This window comes from Caulobacter sp. DWR1-3-2b1 (genome assembly GCF_049895765.1).
Lineage (GTDB): Bacteria > Pseudomonadota > Alphaproteobacteria > Caulobacterales > Caulobacteraceae > Caulobacter.
In genome coordinates this window covers 16,456-32,680 of the sequence record NZ_JAFCSZ010000021.1, presented here as the reverse complement: position 1 = coordinate 32,680, position 16,225 = coordinate 16,456, and the positions used below count along the sequence as shown (strand labels likewise).

At 66.5% G+C, this 16,225-nt stretch carries 14 protein-coding genes; 6 read left to right on the top strand and 8 right to left on the bottom strand.

Going from position 1 to position 16,225, the window contains the following annotated elements:
- Positions 1-7: 7 nt before the first annotated feature.
- The 3 genes from ACP69S_RS16395 to ACP69S_RS16385 form a co-directional block, all read right to left on the bottom strand.
- Complete coding sequence (locus tag ACP69S_RS16395; RefSeq protein WP_425999012.1) at positions 8-292, bottom strand: hypothetical protein; 285 nt, start codon at positions 290-292, stop codon at positions 8-10.
- Between the two features lie 68 nt (positions 293-360).
- Positions 361-1,596 (bottom strand): class I SAM-dependent methyltransferase, encoded by a 1,236-nt coding sequence (locus tag ACP69S_RS16390; protein ID WP_425999010.1) that lies wholly within the window; start codon positions 1,594-1,596, stop codon positions 361-363.
- A 50-nt stretch (positions 1,597-1,646) separates the two neighbouring features.
- Entirely contained in the window at positions 1,647-3,092 is a 1,446-nt protein-coding gene (locus tag ACP69S_RS16385; protein ID WP_425999008.1) for a cryptochrome/photolyase family protein, read from the bottom strand.
- A gap of 59 nt (positions 3,093-3,151) precedes the next feature.
- Here ACP69S_RS16385 and kdsA point away from each other — a divergent pair, with 59 nt between their 5' ends.
- The 5 genes from kdsA (at position 3,152) to ACP69S_RS16360 (ending at position 9,007) form a co-directional block, all read left to right on the top strand.
- Positions 3,152-4,018: a 3-deoxy-8-phosphooctulonate synthase gene (gene kdsA / locus ACP69S_RS16380; protein WP_425999006.1), complete on the top strand. Its 867-nt coding sequence runs from the start codon at positions 3,152-3,154 to the stop codon at positions 4,016-4,018.
- Positions 4,015-5,016, top strand: a complete 1,002-nt coding sequence (rfaD, locus tag ACP69S_RS16375; protein WP_425999005.1) for an ADP-glyceromanno-heptose 6-epimerase — start codon at positions 4,015-4,017, stop codon at positions 5,014-5,016. The genes kdsA and rfaD overlap by 4 nt, the downstream gene beginning before the upstream one ends.
- A 107-nt stretch (positions 5,017-5,123) precedes the next feature.
- Complete coding sequence (locus tag ACP69S_RS16370) at positions 5,124-6,608, top strand: hydroxymethylglutaryl-CoA synthase family protein (protein WP_425999004.1); 1,485 nt, start codon at positions 5,124-5,126, stop codon at positions 6,606-6,608.
- Between the two features lie 10 nt (positions 6,609-6,618).
- Positions 6,619-7,821 (top strand): acetyl-CoA acetyltransferase, encoded by a 1,203-nt coding sequence (locus ACP69S_RS16365; RefSeq protein ID WP_425999002.1) that lies wholly within the window; start codon positions 6,619-6,621, stop codon positions 7,819-7,821.
- A gap of 31 nt (positions 7,822-7,852) precedes the next feature.
- Positions 7,853-9,007 carry a DUF3089 domain-containing protein gene (locus tag ACP69S_RS16360; protein WP_425999093.1) on the top strand — a complete coding sequence of 385 codons (1,155 nt, stop codon included), beginning with the start codon at positions 7,853-7,855 and terminating at the stop codon, positions 9,005-9,007.
- Here ACP69S_RS16360 and ACP69S_RS16355 read toward each other — a convergent pair.
- Together ACP69S_RS16355 and ACP69S_RS16350 are read right to left on the bottom strand one after the other, a co-directional pair.
- Complete coding sequence (locus ACP69S_RS16355; protein WP_425999001.1) at positions 8,974-9,339, bottom strand: DUF6285 domain-containing protein; 366 nt, start codon at positions 9,337-9,339, stop codon at positions 8,974-8,976. The two genes, ACP69S_RS16360 and ACP69S_RS16355, sit on opposite strands and share 34 nt — an antisense overlap.
- The gene (locus ACP69S_RS16350; RefSeq protein WP_425999000.1) at positions 9,339-10,316 is read right to left on the bottom strand and encodes a phosphotransferase family protein; all 978 of its coding nucleotides are present in this window, start codon (positions 10,314-10,316) and stop codon (positions 9,339-9,341) included. Before ACP69S_RS16350 ends, ACP69S_RS16355 begins: the two co-directional genes overlap by 1 nt.
- Before the next feature lie 116 nt (positions 10,317-10,432).
- On the opposite strand from ACP69S_RS16350, the gene ACP69S_RS16345 reads away from it, so the two are divergent.
- The gene (locus ACP69S_RS16345; protein ID WP_425998998.1) at positions 10,433-11,377 is read left to right on the top strand and encodes a DUF808 domain-containing protein; all 945 of its coding nucleotides are present in this window, start codon (positions 10,433-10,435) and stop codon (positions 11,375-11,377) included.
- 5 nt (positions 11,378-11,382) lie between these two features.
- On the opposite strand, the gene ACP69S_RS16340 is transcribed toward ACP69S_RS16345, so the two are convergent.
- The 3 genes from ACP69S_RS16340 to recG all read right to left on the bottom strand — a co-directional run bounded on the left by ACP69S_RS16340 (position 11,383) and on the right by recG (position 16,197).
- On the bottom strand, positions 11,383-13,521 hold the full coding sequence (locus tag ACP69S_RS16340) for a flagellar export protein FliJ (RefSeq protein ID WP_425998996.1): 2,139 nt from the start codon (positions 13,519-13,521) through the stop codon (positions 11,383-11,385).
- Between the two features lie 112 nt (positions 13,522-13,633).
- The gene (locus tag ACP69S_RS16335; protein WP_425998994.1) at positions 13,634-13,930 is read right to left on the bottom strand and encodes a DUF3892 domain-containing protein; all 297 of its coding nucleotides are present in this window, start codon (positions 13,928-13,930) and stop codon (positions 13,634-13,636) included.
- 191 nt (positions 13,931-14,121) lie between these two features.
- Complete coding sequence (gene recG / locus ACP69S_RS16330; protein ID WP_425998992.1) at positions 14,122-16,197, bottom strand: ATP-dependent DNA helicase RecG; 2,076 nt, start codon at positions 16,195-16,197, stop codon at positions 14,122-14,124.
- Positions 16,198-16,225 lie beyond the last annotated feature (28 nt).

The following is a 16,225-nucleotide window of genomic DNA, read 5'->3' as shown; positions in this document are numbered from 1 at the left end:
AAATGCTCTAGCTGGCGCTGGCATGGGTCTCGATGACGTTCAGCAGCGCCAGAGGTCCGCCTGCCGTGGTCGCCGCGCACCAGACATTGTGCAGGCCTTCCACCTCGACCAGGCGGTTCTCGACGGCGTCGATCATGATGCCTTCGGCGATGTCGGAGGACACCTCGCCCAGAAGTTGCTCTTCCTGAAGCTCGTTGCACCAGGCGGTGACCGCGTCGACCGCCGTCGCCGCGTCGAACTGGGTGATGTAGGTCCCCCCGTGGAAATCCAGGACCATGGTGTAGAGGTTCATTGGACGCGACCTCGATGTGCTTTCGACCATCTACGCACAACGAAGATCAGGACGCGAAGCCCAAGTTTCTAGGCCTTGATCAGCCCCAGCTGGATCACATTGGTTCGCTCGGTGCGGAAACCCGCCTCGCAATAGCTGAGATAGAACCGCCATAGCCGCCGGAAGCGCTCGTCGAAACCCAGCTTGGCGATGTCCTCCCAGGCCGCCTCGAACTGGCGCGCCCATTCGGACAGGGTGTCGGCGTAGTTCTGGCCAAAGCGGTTGATCTCGCGCCATTCCAGCCCGGCTTTGCTGGTCTCGGCCTTCAGGCGTGTCTCGCTGGGTAGCATGCCGCCCGGGAAGATGTAGCGCTGGATGAAGTCGGTGTGGGTCCGGTAGTGCTCGAACAGCTCGTCGCGGATGGTGATGATCTGCAGGCCGGCGCGACCGCCCGGGCTGAGCACCTCGTTGATCTTGCCGAAATAGGTCGGCCAGTAGGCCTCGCCGACAGCTTCGAACATCTCGATGGAAGCGACGCGGTCGAAGCGGCCCTGCACGTCGCGATAGTCGATCAGCTGGATGTCGGCCTTCTCGGCCAGTCCCAGGTCGAACAAACGCTTGCGGGCGAAGTCGTGCTGGGCCGGCGAGATGGTGATGGCGGTGACCTTGGCCCCGACCTCCCTTGCCGCGAACTCGGCGAAACCGCCCCAACCGCAGCCGATTTCCAGCACGCTTTGGCCCGCCTGCAGGTCGAGGGTTCGCGCAAGCGCCGCATACTTGGCGTGCTGACCCTCCGCCAGCGCTTGACCTGGCTTCTCATAGAGCGCGGAGGAATAGGTCATGCTGGAGTCCAGCCAGCGAGAATAGAAGGCGTTGCCCAGGTCGTAGTGGGCGTGGATGTTCTTCTTCGAGCCCCTGCGGTCGTTGCGATGGAACAGGTGATAGAGGGCGTTAATGGCCCGCATCACGATATTGCCCTCGACCAGGTCATGCAGGCGGTCGAAGTTCAGCGAGAAGGCCTCCAGCACCGTCGACAGGTCTGGCGTGTCCCATTCGCCGGCGATGAAGCCCTCTGCGAAGCCGATGTCGCCCGAGGCCAGGGCCCGGCGCACGAAGCGGTAATCGCGCACCTGAATCACCGCGCTGGGGCCAGGCGTCTTGCCGTGGATGTCGAAACGCTTGCCCGAGGGCAGGATGAAGCTGAGGGAGCCGACCGCCCAGTTCTCCGCCGCGACACGCAGTGCCGTACGGAACGCGCTGGGCGCGCTCCGCAGATCGGGGTCATTCGAGAGCGCTGTGTCCAGGCAGGTCATGGCGGTCCGCATGCAGTCTCCTGGGCATTAAACGCTCTTGCGACCGTCGCCGTAAATCCCTCTTAACCTCCCTTGAGGCTTTGATAGGCGGCCAGGGCGCGTTCGCGCGCCTGGCCATGATCCACGACCGGTCGCGAGTATGTACGCTTGGCTGCCGGCGTCAGATGCGCCACCGCCGTCCACGGGCTGTGGATAAGCTTGTCGGGCAGGTTTGACAGCTCCGGAACCCAGCGGCGGACATAGACCCCGGCAGGATCGAACTTCTCGCCCTGGGTGATGGGATTGAAGATCCGGAAATAGGGCGCGGCGTCGGCGCCGCTGCCGGCCACCCACTGCCAGTTTCCGACATTGTTGGGCAGGTCGGCGTCCAGCAGCGTATCCCAGAACCAGGCCTCGCCCTGCCGCCAGTCGATCAGCAGGTGCTTGATCAGGAACGAGGCCACGATCATCCGCACCCGATTGTGCATGAAGCCGGTGGTCCAAAGCTCGCGCATGCCGGCGTCGACGATCGGATAGCCGGTCTGTCCCTTGGTCCAGGCCTCGAACGCCGTGTCATCGCGGTTCCACGGGAAGGCGTCGAACTCCGGTCGGAAGTTGGCCGTGACGATGTCCGGGCGATGGAACAGGATAGAATGGTTGAACTCGCGCCAGCCGACCTCGGACAGGAACTTTTCGCCCTGGCCCGCCGTAACGTCGCCGGCGGCGATGGCGCTGCGGGTGGCCGCCCAGATCTGGCGCGGGCCGATCTCGCCGAAGTGCAGGTGCGGCGACAGCCGTGAGGTGACCTCCACGCCGGGGATGTCGCGCTTGTCGTAGTCCTGAACTTTCGAGGCCAGGAAGGTTTCCAGGCGCTCGGCCGCGCCCGCCTCGCCGGGCGTCCAGATCGAAAAGCCCGTCGACCAGTCCGGCTTGGTCGGATGCAGCTTCCAGTCGTCCGGACGGTCGCTGGCGGGCTGTTTGGCCGAAGCGGTCAGGGCTGCCGGCGCCGGCGTCACATGGACCTCGCCGATATGCTCGCGCGCGGCGCGCCAGTAGGGCGTGAACACCTTGTAGCCTTCGCCCGAACCGTTCTTCACGCTCCAGGGCTCGTTCAGCAGGCTGGCGTTGAAGCTCTTGCAGGTCAGCCCCCGGCCCCGAAGGTCGGTCTTGATGGCGGCGTCGCGGTCGATGCTGGCCTTGTCATAGAGGCGGTTCCAGACCACCCCAGCCGCGCTGGTCTCGGCGATCAGGTCGTCCAGAACTTCAGCCGCCTTGCCGCGCCGCAGGACCAGCTGGCCGCCGCGCTGCTCGATATCGGCCGCAAGGGCTTTCAAGGACTTGTCCAGCCACCAGAGCGAGGCGGCGCCCATCGCTCGCACGCCCGGCGTTTCGTCCAGAATATAGAGCGGAACCACGGGCCGTCCGGTCGAAACCGCCGCGTCGAGCGCGGGGTTGTCGGTCAGCCGCAGGTCCTTGCGAAGCCACACCAAGATGGGTCCGTCGCCGTCCGTGTCGATCCGCACTTGCACCGTTCCGCTTCTGAGGCCACCTGTCTGGCCTGAAAATCACACTTGTCGGAAGTCTTGCCTTGAGTCAGCCCCAAGCCGTAGCCCCAAACGCTGTTGTCGAGGTCAAGACCGCGACTGGCGCGCCCGTCCGCATCGGCAACGGCGAGAAGCTGTCGATCATCGCCGGCCCCTGCCAGATGGAAAGCCGACAGCACGCGCTGGAAACGGCCCACGCCCTCAAGGAAATGGCTGCCCGCCTCGGCGTCGGCCTGATCTACAAGACCTCCTACGACAAGGCCAACCGCACCTCGGCCAACGCCCGGCGCGGCATCGGGCTGCATGACAGCCTGGCGATCTTCCAGGAAATCCGCGAGGTCACCGGCCTGCCGACCCTGACCGACGTCCACGAGATCAGTCATTGCGCGCCGGTCGCCGAGGCCGTCGACGTGATCCAGATCCCGGCCTTCCTGTGCCGCCAGACCGACCTGCTGGTCGCCGCCGCCCAGACCGGCCGGGCGATAAACATCAAGAAGGGCCAGTTCCTGGCGCCCTGGGACATGAAGAACGTCATCGCCAAGGTGACGGGCGCGGGTAATCCCAATGTCATGGCTTGCGAGCGCGGCGTGTCGTTTGGCTACAACACCCTTGTCAGCGACATGCGGTCCCTGCCGATCATGAAAGAGATCGGTTGCCCGGTCGTCTTCGACGCCACTCACAGCGTGCAGCAGCCCGGCGGCCTGGGCGGCTCCTCAGGCGGCCAGCGCGAGTTCGTGCCGGTTCTGGCCCGCGCCGCCGTCTCGATCGGCGTGGCCTGCGTGTTCGTGGAAACTCACCCCGATCCGGACAACGCCCCCTCCGACGGTCCCAACATGGTGCCGATGAGCCAGTTCGAGGCCCTGATCGCCAACCTGCTGGAATACGACGCCCTGACCAAGCGGGCCGCATGACCCGCCGGACCGTTCTCGTCACCGGCGGCGCCGGCTTCATCGGCTCCAACATCGTCGCCAGGCTGTGCGAGGATCCGGCCATCGACGTTGTGGTCTGCGACCGCCTGCGCGAAGCGGCCGGCGGCAAGTGGCGCAACCTCTCCAAACACGCCATCGCCGACTTTGTGGCGCCCGAGGACCTGATGGCCTGGCTGGCCAGGCGGGGCGGCGACGTCGAGCTGGTGATCCACATGGGCGCGGTGTCGTCGACCACCGAGCCGGACGCCGACAAGATCATCCAGTCCAACTTCGTCCTGTCGCGCGACCTTTGGGAATGGTGCGCCGAGCGTGGTCGCCGCCTGATCTACGCTTCTTCGGCGGCGACCTATGGCGATGGCTCGCGAGGCTTCGATGGTCTCGATGATCTGGAGTCGCTCAAGGCCCTGCGGCCGTTGAACGCCTATGGCTGGTCCAAGGCGCTGTTCGATATCTACGCCGTCCGCGAAGCCTCGCGTGGCCGCGCGCCGCTGCAGTGGGTGGGGCTGAAATTCTTCAACGTCTATGGCCCCAACGAGGACCACAAGGACGGCATGAAGTCGGTCGTCGCCCAGATCTGGCCCAAGGTCGCGGCAGGCGAGGGGGTCAAGCTCTTCAAGTCGCACAACCCGGACTATGCGGACGGCGGCCAATTGCGCGACTTCGTCTATGTGCGCGATGCGGCCGACATCGTCGGCTGGCTGGCCGACAATCCGCAGGTCAACGGGATCTACAACCTCGGCTCGGGCAAGGCGCGGACCTTCAAGGACCTGGCTGAGGCTACCTTCCACGCTGTGGGACGCCAGCCCGACATCGCCTATGTCGATATGCCCGAGGTGCTGCGCGGCAAGTACCAGTACTTCACCGAGGCGCGCATGGAGCGCCTGCGCAAGGTCGGTTACACGACGCCGATGACCTCGCTCGAGGACGGTGTGGCGGACTATGTGGGGGGTTATCTGAACACGGACGATCCGTATCGGTGAGCGAATATAGGGTGCGCGGCTAACGCCACGTCACACTTGCCGACCCCTTCCGCGAGCGTAATCTGACCGCCGATAAGTCGCGGCCTAACGCGACGAGGGAGCGGAACATGGTCGGCATCGCCGCCTGGGGCGCCTATGCGCCGCGTCTACGTCTGAGCCGCAAGGCGGTGGTTGAGGCCAATTACTGGGTCGCCCCCAACCTCAAGTCCAAGGGCAAGGGCGAGAGATCCATGGCCAATTGGGACGAGGACGCCCTGACCATGGCCGTCGAGGCGGCCCGCGACGCGCTGGGCTCTGACGACGACCGCAGCCACATCGACGCTCTCTATTTCGCCTCCACGACCGCGCCGTTCGCCGACCGGCTGAACGCGGGGATCGTCTCGGCCGCCCTGACGCTGGAAAAGTCGATCACCGCCAGCGACGTCACCGGCTCTCAGCGTTGCGGTCTGACGGCGCTGGCCGACGCGCTCGCCGCCGTGTCCGGCGGGGCGGCCAAGACGGCGCTGGTCGCGGCCGGCGAACATCGCAAGGCCCGCGCGGTCTCGGCTCTGGAACTCGACTGCGGCGACGGCGCAGCGGCTTTCGTCGTCACGGCCGAGGGGGGCGCGGCCGACTTCCTGGGACGCGGCAGTGTCACCGACGACTTCGTCGATCACTTCCGGGGCGCTGACAGCAGTTTCGACTATGGCTGGGAAGAGCGCTGGATCCGCGACGAGGGCATCGTCAAGCTGGTCCCGCCGGCCATCAAGCGCGCGCTTGAGGCGGCCGGTGTCGCCCCCGGCGACGTAGCCCATTTCTGCTTCCCCTCGACCTTCGCAGGCATGGCCGTCACCCTCGCCAAGAGCTTGGGCATCCCGGCCGAAGCCGTTCGCGACAACCTAGCCGCCCTGATGGGCGAGGCGGGTAGCGCTCATGGTCCCTTGATGCTGGCCCACGCCCTGGAGCAGGCCAAGGCGGGCGAGATCATCGTCGTCGCCCAGTTCGGTCAAGGCGCCGAGGCCCTGGTGTTCCGGGCCACCGGCGCGGCCAACGTCAAGCCGGCGCGCGGCGTCACCGGCAGCTTGGCCGACCGCCAGGAAGAGACCAACTACCTGAAGTTCCTGATGTTCAATGGCCTGGTCGACTGGGACAAGGGCATGCGGGCCGAGAAAGACAACAAGACGGCCCTGACCACCCTCTATCGCAACGAGGACATGATCCTGGGTTTGGTGGGCGGTCGTTGTCGCGAAACCGGCGTCGTGCAGTTCCCGCGCACCCGGATTTCGGTGGCCCCCAACAACCCCGCCGTCGACACCCAGGAGCCGTACCGCTTCGCCGAGCGCAAGGCGTCGGTGCTCAGCTATTCGGCCGACTACCTGACCTTCTCCATGGCCCCGCCCAACCACTATGGGATGATCGTCTTCGAGGGCGGCGGGCGGATCATGATGGACATCACCGACGTCGCGCCCGGCGACGTCGATACCGGCCTGCCGGTCAAGATGGTGTTCCGGATCAAGGACATCGACGAAAAACGCGGCTTTACCCGCTACTTCTGGAAGGCCGCGCCGGATCGTTCCGCCCAGGCCGCTCAAACCGCCGTCGCGGCGGAATAGGAGAACGATCATGGCGCAAGGCATCCGCGACAAGGTCGCCATCCTGGGGATGGGCTGCAGCAAGTTTGGCGAGCGCTGGGATTGTGGACCCGACGACCTGATGGTCGAGGCCTATATCGAGGCCATGAGCGACGCCGGGATCGAGCCCAGCCAGCTCGACGCGGCCTGGTTCTCGACCCATGTCGACGAGATGGGCACGGGCAAGGGCGGCACGCCGATGTCGATCGCCCTGCGCCTGCCCAATATCGCCGTGACCCGGGTGGAGAACTTCTGCGCCTCGGGCTCTGAGGCCTTCCGGGGGGCGGTCTATGCGGTGGCGTCAGGCGCCGCGGATATCGCCATTGCCCTGGGCGTCGAGAAGTTGAAGGACACCGGCTATGGCGGCCTGCCGGTGGGCAATCCCGGCACCCTGATGCCGCAGGTCATGCCCAACGGCTCGGCGCCCGGCAACTTCGCCCAGCTGGCCAGCGCCTACAGGGCCAAGCATGGCGTGAGCAAGGACGACCTGAAGCGCGCCATCGCCCACGTCTCGGTCAAGAGCCACGCCAATGGCGCCAAGAACCCCAAGGCGCATCTGCGCAAGCCGATCACCATCGAGCAGGCCCTCAACGCTCCGATGATCGCCGAGCCGCTCGGCCTGTTCGATTGCTGCGGCGTGTCGGACGGCGCGGCGGCGGCCATCGTCACCACGCCCGAGATCGCCAGGGCCATGGGCAAGAAGAACCTGACGATGGTGAAGGCCATCCAGCTGTCGGTCTCCAACGGCTATGAGAGCCAATATAACGGCTGGGACGGTAGCCACTTCCATACCGCTCGCATCGCCGCCGGCAAGGCCTATCGCGAGGCTGGCATCGAGCGGCCGCGCGAGCAGATCTCGATGATGGAGGTGCATGACTGCTTCTCCGTCACCGAACTGGTGACGATGGAGGACCTGTTCATCTCGCCCGAAGGCCAAGGCTGGCGCGATGTGCTGGACGGCTTCTACGACGCCGACGGCGGTGTGCCCTGCCAGATCGACGGCGGTCTGAAATGCTTTGGCCATCCGATCGGCGCTTCGGGCCTGCGGATGCTCTACGAGATGTACCTGCAGCTTCAGGGACGGGCTGGCGAGCGGCAGTTGAAAGACCCGGTTTTCGGCATGACCCACAATCTGGGCGGCGCGCCGGCCAGCAATGTGTGCTCGGTGGCGATCATCGGGCAGGAGGGGGCTTAAACCCCATCAAAGCTTGGTGTACGCCAAGGTTATGGGCGACCGCTTCAAGGGCTTCAAGCGCTGGATCTTCGCGGGGGCGGTGCTCTTCGCGGGGCTGCTGGTCGCCGCCGCCTTCGTGTGGCGCTACGACATCCTCAGCAACGCCCTGGACCCCAAGGTCCCGTTCCTGACCTATGAGCCGCCGTCGCCGCCGCACTATGCGCAGATCTCGTCCTGGGCGGTGCGGCCGAAGGATCCGGCGAGCTCAACGCCAGCCGATCTTCCCGCCGATGTGTTCTTCGTCCATCCCACGACCTTCGATGGTGGGCAGGACTGGAACGGCGCCATCGACCAGCCCAAGGCCCAGCGGTTCCTGAGCCGCGTGGTGTTGCCCAACTATGCCGGCCCATTCTATCGGGTAGGCCGGGTTTTCGCGCCGCGCTACCGGCAGGCCAGCCTCTATACCTACCTCACCCTTCGCGACGACGCCCGGGATGCGCGGCGGTTTGCCTATGGCGACGTACGCGAAGCGTTTCGGCTCTATCTGGCGCGCTACAACAATGGCCGGCCGTTTGTGCTGGTCGGGGTCGAGCAGGGTGGAGCGATGTCCGCGCGGCTGCTGCGCGAGGAGATCGCCGCTGATCCGGCGGTGAAGGCGCGTCTGGTCGCCGCCTATCTGATCGAAACCGTCGTTCCGGCCGAGGAGTACGGCCTCGTCTCGCCCCTGCCTGCCTGTGAGCGGCGCGAGCAGGCGGGTTGTGTCGCCGCCTGGGCCTCGGTCCCAGAAGGCGACTTCCAGCGGATCCAGGAACTGACCCACCGGTCGCTGATCTGGGACTCTGGCGACCAGCTGATCGACCTGAACGGCCGCCGGGCGCTGTGCTTCAATCCGTTGCTGGGTGGCGTCAGCCAGGAGCGGGCGCCCGCGCGCCTGAACCTGGGCGCCGCCAATGCCACGGGCCTGGAATGGGGCGCGCGACCAGCGTTCCTGCAGCGCCAGATCTGGGCGCAATGCGAGGATGGCCTGCTGCACACCAGCCGGCCCAAATCGACCTCGCTCCGCGATTCCGGCTCGTGGGCCGACCGCCGCAAGGTCGACAGCTTCAACCTGTTCTATGCCGATATCGAGGCTGACGCTCAGGGCAGGTTGGCGACCCTGACGGGCAGGTCGGTTCAGCCGTCGAGCAGCGCCTCGATCCCGCAATAGCCTGGCTGGTCGATAGCGATCCGAGCCATCGCTGTCGTGCGCAGATGGGCCAGCAAGGCGGGGTCGCGGGGTTCCATTGCGCCGGATCGGAGAGCGTCGCAGAGTTTCCGGTTCAGAACGGTAAAATCGCCTTCCACGCCGAGCAGGGTCGCAAGCCGTGCGCGCTCCCCGGCTTCGGCGGCCTCGCCCAACGCCGCTTCCCGCTGCAGTAGAGCCCGCGCGTTGTCAGCCACGCGGGCCAGGAAGATGCGGCGAGGGTCGACGGGGCCGGCGTCGTCGCGGTCAAAGGCGACGAGGGCCGACTGAAGTTCGCCGGCGGTCGGGCATCTCATCATTCCATGAGCTCCATCAGCCTAACGAGGTCGATCTCGGTCTCGCTGACCCGCCGGCCGATCATGGCCCGCTCTATCGACGGATCGGCGCCGCTGGCGAAACTGGAATACATCATCAGGCACATGACGCCCCATTTCAGCGAGCCCAGGGCCTGCCAGAACTGCAGGCGCGCCAGTGGGATCTCCTGCCCACCCGCCTGCGCATAGCCGTCCAGCAGCGCCTGATAGTTGCCAAAACCGCCTACCGGCTTGCGCCACTGCCCAAACCGCCAAGAATTGACGCAGATCCAGCCCAGGTCTTCGGCCGGGTCGCCCAGATGGGCCAGTTCCCAGTCCAGCACCCCGACCAGGCCGTGCTCGGGGTGGATCATCAGGTTGCCGTTGCGAAAGTCGCCGTGGACCAGCACGGGCGCGACCGGCTCCGGCGTGGACGCCTCCAGCCAGCGGAAGGCGGCCTCGAAGGTCGGGCGCTCTGCGGCGTGCTGGCGATAGACCGCCTCGTAGCGCGCCAGCTCCCCAAGGGCTTCGGACGTCGCCAACGGCGGTAGGCCGTCCAGCGGCGCGCCATGGATCTGGGCCAGCACCTCGCCACAGCGGCGGGCAAGGCCGGGCCGCACCGCGTCGAAGGCAGCGTCGCGCACGATCCGCTTGCCCAGGGTCTCGCCTTCGAGGCGGCGCATGACAAAGGCCTCGCCCAGCCCGTCCTCGGGACCGCAGACATGCTCGACCACGGGAACCGGAGCGCCGGTCCTGGCGGCGGCCTGGATCAGAGCGGCCTCGTAGTCCAGAGTCAGAGCAGCATCCCGCATCGCTCCACCTTCGGGCCGTCGACGCAGGATCAGCGGCGCGCCATCGTCGAGATCGAAGGCCCAGGTCTCAAGGCTTGCGCCGCCCGACAGACGCCGGGCGTTCACGGCCGTGGTCGCTTTTGGCGACAGGCGCGGCGCGAGGCGGGCGAGGGCGGCGGGAATGTCCATCGAAGCTAGGTTTCAGGCCTCACCCAGCGTCACGCAAGGGATCGCGTTGTCGACTTTCGGCGCGGATCATCACACCTTGGGCTCTCACCCAGTCTGTTCCGACCATCGAGAGTTTCATGCCTTCAGGTCTCGCCGCACTGCTGGACGATGTCGCCGGCATCACCAAGATCGCCGCCGCCTCGCTGGACGACATGGCCAGCACGGCCGGCAAGGCCGGGACCAAGGCGGTCGGGGTCGTGGTGGACGACGCAGCGGTGACGCCCGGCTACGCCGTGGGCTTCACACCCGACCGCGAACTGCCGATCGTCTGGAAGATCGCGGTCGGCTCGTTCAAGAACAAGCTGTTATTCCTGCTGCCTGGGGCGTTGCTGTTAAGCGCCTTCGCGCCGTGGGCCGTGACGCCGATCCTGATGGTGGGCGGGGCCTATCTGTGTTTCGAGGCCACCGAGAAGATCCTGGAGGCGCTAAGCGGCAAACACACCGACGACAAGCCCGAGGAACTGGCGCTCAGCGGTCCGGAGCTCGAAGCCCAGAAGGTCAATGGCGCGATCCGAACCGACCTGATCCTGTCGGGCGAGATCATGGCCATCGCCTTGAACGACGTGGCCGGCAAGCCGCTGGTCATTCAGGCCGGCGCCCTGGCGCTGGTCGGCATTCTGATCACCGTGGCCGTCTATGGCGTGGTCGGGCTGATCGTCAAGATGGACGACATCGGCCTGCACCTGGCCGAGCGCAAGAACCCGGGCGTACGCGGCTTCGGGCGCGGTCTGGTCAAGGCCATGCCGATCACCATGGAGGCGCTGACCATCATCGGCACCGCCGCCATGCTTTGGGTCGGCGGCGGCATCATCGTCCACGGCCTGGAACACTTCCATCTGACGCCGATCCCCCATTGGGTGGAAGGTTTCTCGCACTGGGCGCACGGGGCTCCCGGCGTGGGCGCCGTGACGAGTTGGCTGGCCTTCGCGCTGGGCTCCGCCGCAGTGGGCTTCGTGGTCGGCGGCGTGATAGCAGGGGCCATGCACCTCTGGCATCACCGCAAGGGCGCGGCGGCGCACTGAGCCGCCTATTTCCTGCGCCTGGACGTGGCTTTGCGGGTCGGAGGCTTGGCGACCTCCGGCGGCTGGGGCGGCGGCTCCACGAATTCCTCGGCGATCTCCCAGGTCGAGCCGTCAGCTGTTTTCCGCGCGCGTAGAATCTTGGAGACACCCTCCGCAAACTTGAACTCGCCCAAGCCCTCGGGCTGCGGGAGGAACGGCGTCGCGTCGAGCGAGATGACGCCGCCGATCCACTGCGTGCCATCGGCATACTGAATAACGCCGGCCGTTTGGGGCCGGCAGCGGCTGCCTTCGCCAGCATAGCGCATGATCCCGCCGGGACCCTGACCGCCTTCTCCGGCCTTGTAGGTCAGCAGGGTCGGTTCAGGCGTCGCCGAGACCAGCTTGTTGCATTTGGTGTTGAACGAGCCGGCCGGGAAATTGCCCCGGGCGTTGATCTCGACGACCCGCGACGGGGTCCAGCCGATCGCGAACCGGGATTTCCGGGCGGCGACGTCGGCCTTGTCCTTGTCGGTGACGATGACGGTCTGGAGCGGCTGGGCGGCGATCTGGGCGGCGCTCTGCCTGGGCGTCGGGGGAGCGGGCGCGACGTTTTGCGGTGAGCCGGCGACGTTGGCGAATACACCAGCGATGCCGGCGATCGCACGGGTCGTTGCGGGGCTGGGCGGCGGAGCCTGAGGCGGCGAGGGGAAGGCCTCGACCGTGTTGGGCGGTGCGGTCGGAATGACCTTGTTCTTGGCGTCGACCTTATGGATCACCACGGTGAATGGCCTGAAGGCGGCGCCCGCCGCGTTGCGGATCATCACGTGATATTCGCCCGCCGTCAGGTTGGCGATAATCGTGCTACTAAAAGTGATAACGCCACGGTCCGGCGCGTCGTGCCGGGCGAGGACTATTTTCTGCGGCTTGGTCCCGATCAAGACGATGGAGGCGTTCATCCACATCGAACCGTCGGCCTTGATCCGCACGCGCGTCGGCTCGTCGATCATCAGCCGGAAGGTCTTGTAGCGGTCGGAGGGGTTGGCGCCGCAATCTGCGACGCTCAGGGCCGATTGTGTCGGCACGCCCAGCACAAGATCACCATCCTTGGCGATGGGCCACTGATCAGGCGTGGTATCCGTGCACTTGCCGATGAGGTTTGACTGGGCGGCGGCCCAGCGATTGGCCTTTGCCTGGGCGATCGCTTGGTCAATGCTGTTGGTCACGCTCTCTAGCGCGCCATAGATGATCGGCGCAGCCTGCACCATGGCTGCGTTCATCTGGATCTGGCGCTGACGCTCAGCCTCGACGGCCGCCAGTTGCTGCTGATGATAGACCCGTTGCTGCTCGGCCAGCCGCTGCTGCGCCAGGATTCTGTCGGACTCGATGGCTTTGTCGCCCCGCTGGGCGTCGGTGAGAGGGCGCGGCGCGGGCTGCGGTGATGGCGAGGCCTGCTGCGGCGCATACCCTCCGCCTTGCCCCGTCGGGGTGCGCGAGACAGGCTTGGCGGCCTCGGCCTTGCGACGCTCTTCGGCCACGCGGCGAGCCTCGGCCGCGGCCTTTTCCTGACGCTGCTGATTGTCGACGGCGGCCTGACGGGCGCGATCCTGGGCCTTCAAGCGGCTCTCCAGCGCGCCATCGCGCACGGGCCCGGCGGGTTCAACCCTGAGGGACAGACTGTTGAGGAAGTTGATGATCTGGTCAGGCGTGGCGCCCTTGCCCACCCACGGCCCCATCATCCCGACTTTCTGAGTCTGGCCTGAGATACAGCCCTTGGCGCTATAGGACCCTGCATAGGGGTCGGCGAAACTGCCGATCACCTCGCCGCCACGCGAGACCGTGCCGGCGAAACGAATGGAGCTTGGCTGGGGCGCAACCCCGTCGGCAACATAGGTCTTGCCCGCCATTAGATAGACGTCGCTGGTCTTCGCCGTTCCGGCGGCCACACTGTAACCGATGTGGATTTCGCCGAAGCAGTTCAGGAAGGCGTAGGAAACACCGACTTGGCCGCCGGTATAGCCATCGCCGCTGACAGGAGGGCCGAAGGGCACATAGGCGTCGCGCTGGCTGGACGACTGGGCCGCCGCCAGACCGGGCGCGACCGCCAGGCCGACAAGCAGAGCCGCCACGGCCGCGCCTGCGCCGCTGCGCGGATTACCGTGCCACATCAGGTTCCCCCCAAACTTGAAGCAAGCTTAGGCGTGGCGGCTGTGGGGCGACAAGTCGAATTACTTCAGGGGTTTCGCGTAGCTTGTCTTGCTGGTCCCTGACCGGCGCCGACTAGACCGTTTCGGTTACGGGGAAGTCTGGCAGCGTCAGCAGGTCGTGCGGCTCGTTACGATCGTTGGCCGTCTTCAGATAGCGGCAGCCTGTGCGGCTGGTCTGAGCCTCAACCTTTACCTCGACGTCGTCGCGCATGACGAAGAAGCGCCACTTGCCGCTGTCGACCAGCTTGATGGCTTCCTTGATCGTCAGCTTCCAGGGCTTGGCGACGCCGCCGCCGATGTGGGTGATCCGCTCATAGGTGCTGTGACGGTCGTTCTGGGCGGCAAAGCTGATTTCGGCGCGTTGAGCCATGGTATCTTCCGGGTCCGCGCAGGGTAAGCAACGGCGCCGGTCAGTTTGCGTCTGCGCGCAAAGCCGGGGCGCCAAGAAGGCCTAGTCTGCTGGTGCAATGAGCGTCGATGGTTCAACGCGTTCATTAGTATAGCAGCTAGACCTGTCTTTGGGTGATCATTCGACACACAAGGTTTGCGCTTTACCAAGCTCTACCCTGCGTCGTGCTGTGGCGAGGTCGGTTTCCAGTCGAAAAGTTCCTGAAGCGTCCGCACGGCCTGACCGCGTGGCGAGGTCAGATCGGGGTCGCGAGCCAGGATCAGGCGGGCGTCGTCGGCGGCCACGGCGATCAGGTCGCGGTGGGCCACGGGGTCGGCCAGGCGGTAGGCGGGGAAGCCGCTCTGCTTGAGGCCCAGCGGATCGCCGCCGCCGCGCAGCTCAAGATCCTTCTCGGCGATCTCGAAGCCGTCATCGGACCTGCGCAGGATGTCCAGCCGCTGCTGGGCGGTGTCGGACAGGGGGAGGTCGTAAAGCAGCACGCACGAGCTCTCCCGCGCGCCGCGACCCACTCGACCGCGCAACTGGTGCAGCTGGGCAAGGCCGAAGCGCTCGGCCTGTTCGATGACCATGATGCTGGCATTGGGCACATTGACCCCGACCTCGACCACGGTCGTTGCAACCAGCACCGAGACCCGGCCATCGACGAAATCGGCCATGACGGCGTCCTTCTCGGCGGCGGGCATCTGGCCGTGTACCAGACCGACCGACGAACCGATGATCTTGCGCAGGTCGGCGGCGCGGTCTTCGGCGGCGCACAGGTCGATCTTCTCCGATTCCGAGACCAGCGGGCAGATCCAGAAGGCCTGGGCGCCACCTTCAGCAGCGCTCTTCAGGCGAGCGACGATCTCGGGCAGGCGCGGCATCGGCACGGCGCGGGTGGCGACCGGCGTGCGGCCAGGCGGCTTCTCGTCGATGCGCGAGACGTCTAGGTCGCCGAAGACTGTCAGTTCCAGGGTGCGCGGGATCGGCGTGGCCGACATGGCGAGGAGATGAACCCCTTCGCCCTTGTCCTGCAGACGGCGGCGCTCGTTGACGCCGAAGCGGTGCTGCTCATCGATGATCGACAGGCCCAGGGTTTTGAATACCACGTCGTCCTGGAAGAGCGCGTGGGTGCCGATGGCCACAGCGTGCGAACCGTTGGCCAGGCCGGCCAGCTTGTTGGCGCGGCCCGCGCCCTTGTCGCGGCCGGTCAGCAGCACCACCGACAGGCCCAGGGCCGTCAGGGCCGGGGCGATGGTCTCGTAGTGCTGGCGAGCCAAGATCTCGGTCGGGGCCATGAACGCCGACTGCAGGCCCGCCCCGGCCGCATCGGCAACGGCCAGCATGCCGACCACCGTCTTGCCAGAGCCGACGTCGCCCTGCAGCAGGCGGCTCATGCGTTCGCCGGACGCGAGATCGCCACGCACTTCGGAGAGGGCGCGGATCTGGGCTCCGGTCAGCTTGAAGGGCAGCGCCTTTTCGGCGTCCGCCGCCAGACTGCTGGGACCGACGCGGGGCGCGGGCTGGGCGCGGCGTGAGGCCTTGCGCTGTGCCAGGGCCAACTGGTGAGCCAGCAACTCGTCATAGGCCAGGCGGCGGCGATGCGGCGCCAGCGGCGCGACGTCGGCCTCGCCGGCGGGATTGTGGGCGGCGGCGAAGGCTTCGCGCCAGCCAGGCCAGGCTTCGCGGGCCTTCCAGGCCGGGTCCTGCCATTCGGGCAGTTCGGCGGCGCGGTCCAGCGCTTCGAGGGCGAAGCGGCGGAAGGTGCGCGAGGGCAGGCCGGCGGTGACCGAATAGACCGGCTCGAATTCGGGGATTTCGGCCGCTCGCTCCTCGGGCAGCAGGTATTCGGGATGGGCAACCTGAATCTCGGAGCCAAACCGCTCGACCTTGCCGCTGACCGCGCGCCGCGCTCCGGGCGGATGCTGGCGTTCCAGATGCGGACCGTGACCCTTGAACCAGGTGAGGGTCAGGAAGCCCGTCTCGTCCCAGGCGCGGATCTTCCACGGCTGGCCCAGGCGTGAGGGCGGCTGGTGGGCGTCGATGCTGACAATGAAGGTCTGGACCTGGCCGTCAACAGCGCTGTCGACCGTAGTGGCGATGCGGCGGATCACGCTCTGCGGGGCGGTGAACAGCACATCGCGAACAATCGAGCCGGCGATCTTCTCGATCAGAGGCGCGACGCGCGGCCCCACGCCTTTCAGCGTGGAGACCGGCGTAAACAGCGGGAAGAGAATCTCTGGACGCATTGACTGAACCATAGCCAAGTCGACGCCA

Coding starts and splice junctions, on each gene's coding strand:
- ACP69S_RS16395 (WP_425999012.1), bottom strand. CDS start 292: ATGAACCTCTACACCATGGTCCTGGATTTCCACGGGGGGACCTACATC.
- ACP69S_RS16390 (WP_425999010.1), bottom strand. CDS start 1,596: ATGCGGACCGCCATGACCTGCCTGGACACAGCGCTCTCGAATGACCCC.
- rfaD (WP_425999005.1), top strand. CDS start 4,015: ATGACCCGCCGGACCGTTCTCGTCACCGGCGGCGCCGGCTTCATCGGC.
- ACP69S_RS16370 (WP_425999004.1), top strand. CDS start 5,124: ATGGTCGGCATCGCCGCCTGGGGCGCCTATGCGCCGCGTCTACGTCTG.
- ACP69S_RS16365 (WP_425999002.1), top strand. CDS start 6,619: ATGGCGCAAGGCATCCGCGACAAGGTCGCCATCCTGGGGATGGGCTGC.
- ACP69S_RS16360 (WP_425999093.1), top strand. CDS start 7,853: ATGGGCGACCGCTTCAAGGGCTTCAAGCGCTGGATCTTCGCGGGGGCG.
- ACP69S_RS16355 (WP_425999001.1), bottom strand. CDS start 9,339: ATGAGATGCCCGACCGCCGGCGAACTTCAGTCGGCCCTCGTCGCCTTT.
- ACP69S_RS16350 (WP_425999000.1), bottom strand. CDS start 10,316: ATGGACATTCCCGCCGCCCTCGCCCGCCTCGCGCCGCGCCTGTCGCCA.
- ACP69S_RS16345 (WP_425998998.1), top strand. CDS start 10,433: ATGCCTTCAGGTCTCGCCGCACTGCTGGACGATGTCGCCGGCATCACC.
- ACP69S_RS16340 (WP_425998996.1), bottom strand. CDS start 13,521: ATGTGGCACGGTAATCCGCGCAGCGGCGCAGGCGCGGCCGTGGCGGCT.
- ACP69S_RS16335 (WP_425998994.1), bottom strand. CDS start 13,930: ATGGCTCAACGCGCCGAAATCAGCTTTGCCGCCCAGAACGACCGTCAC.
- recG (WP_425998992.1), bottom strand. CDS start 16,197: ATGCGTCCAGAGATTCTCTTCCCGCTGTTTACGCCGGTCTCCACGCTG.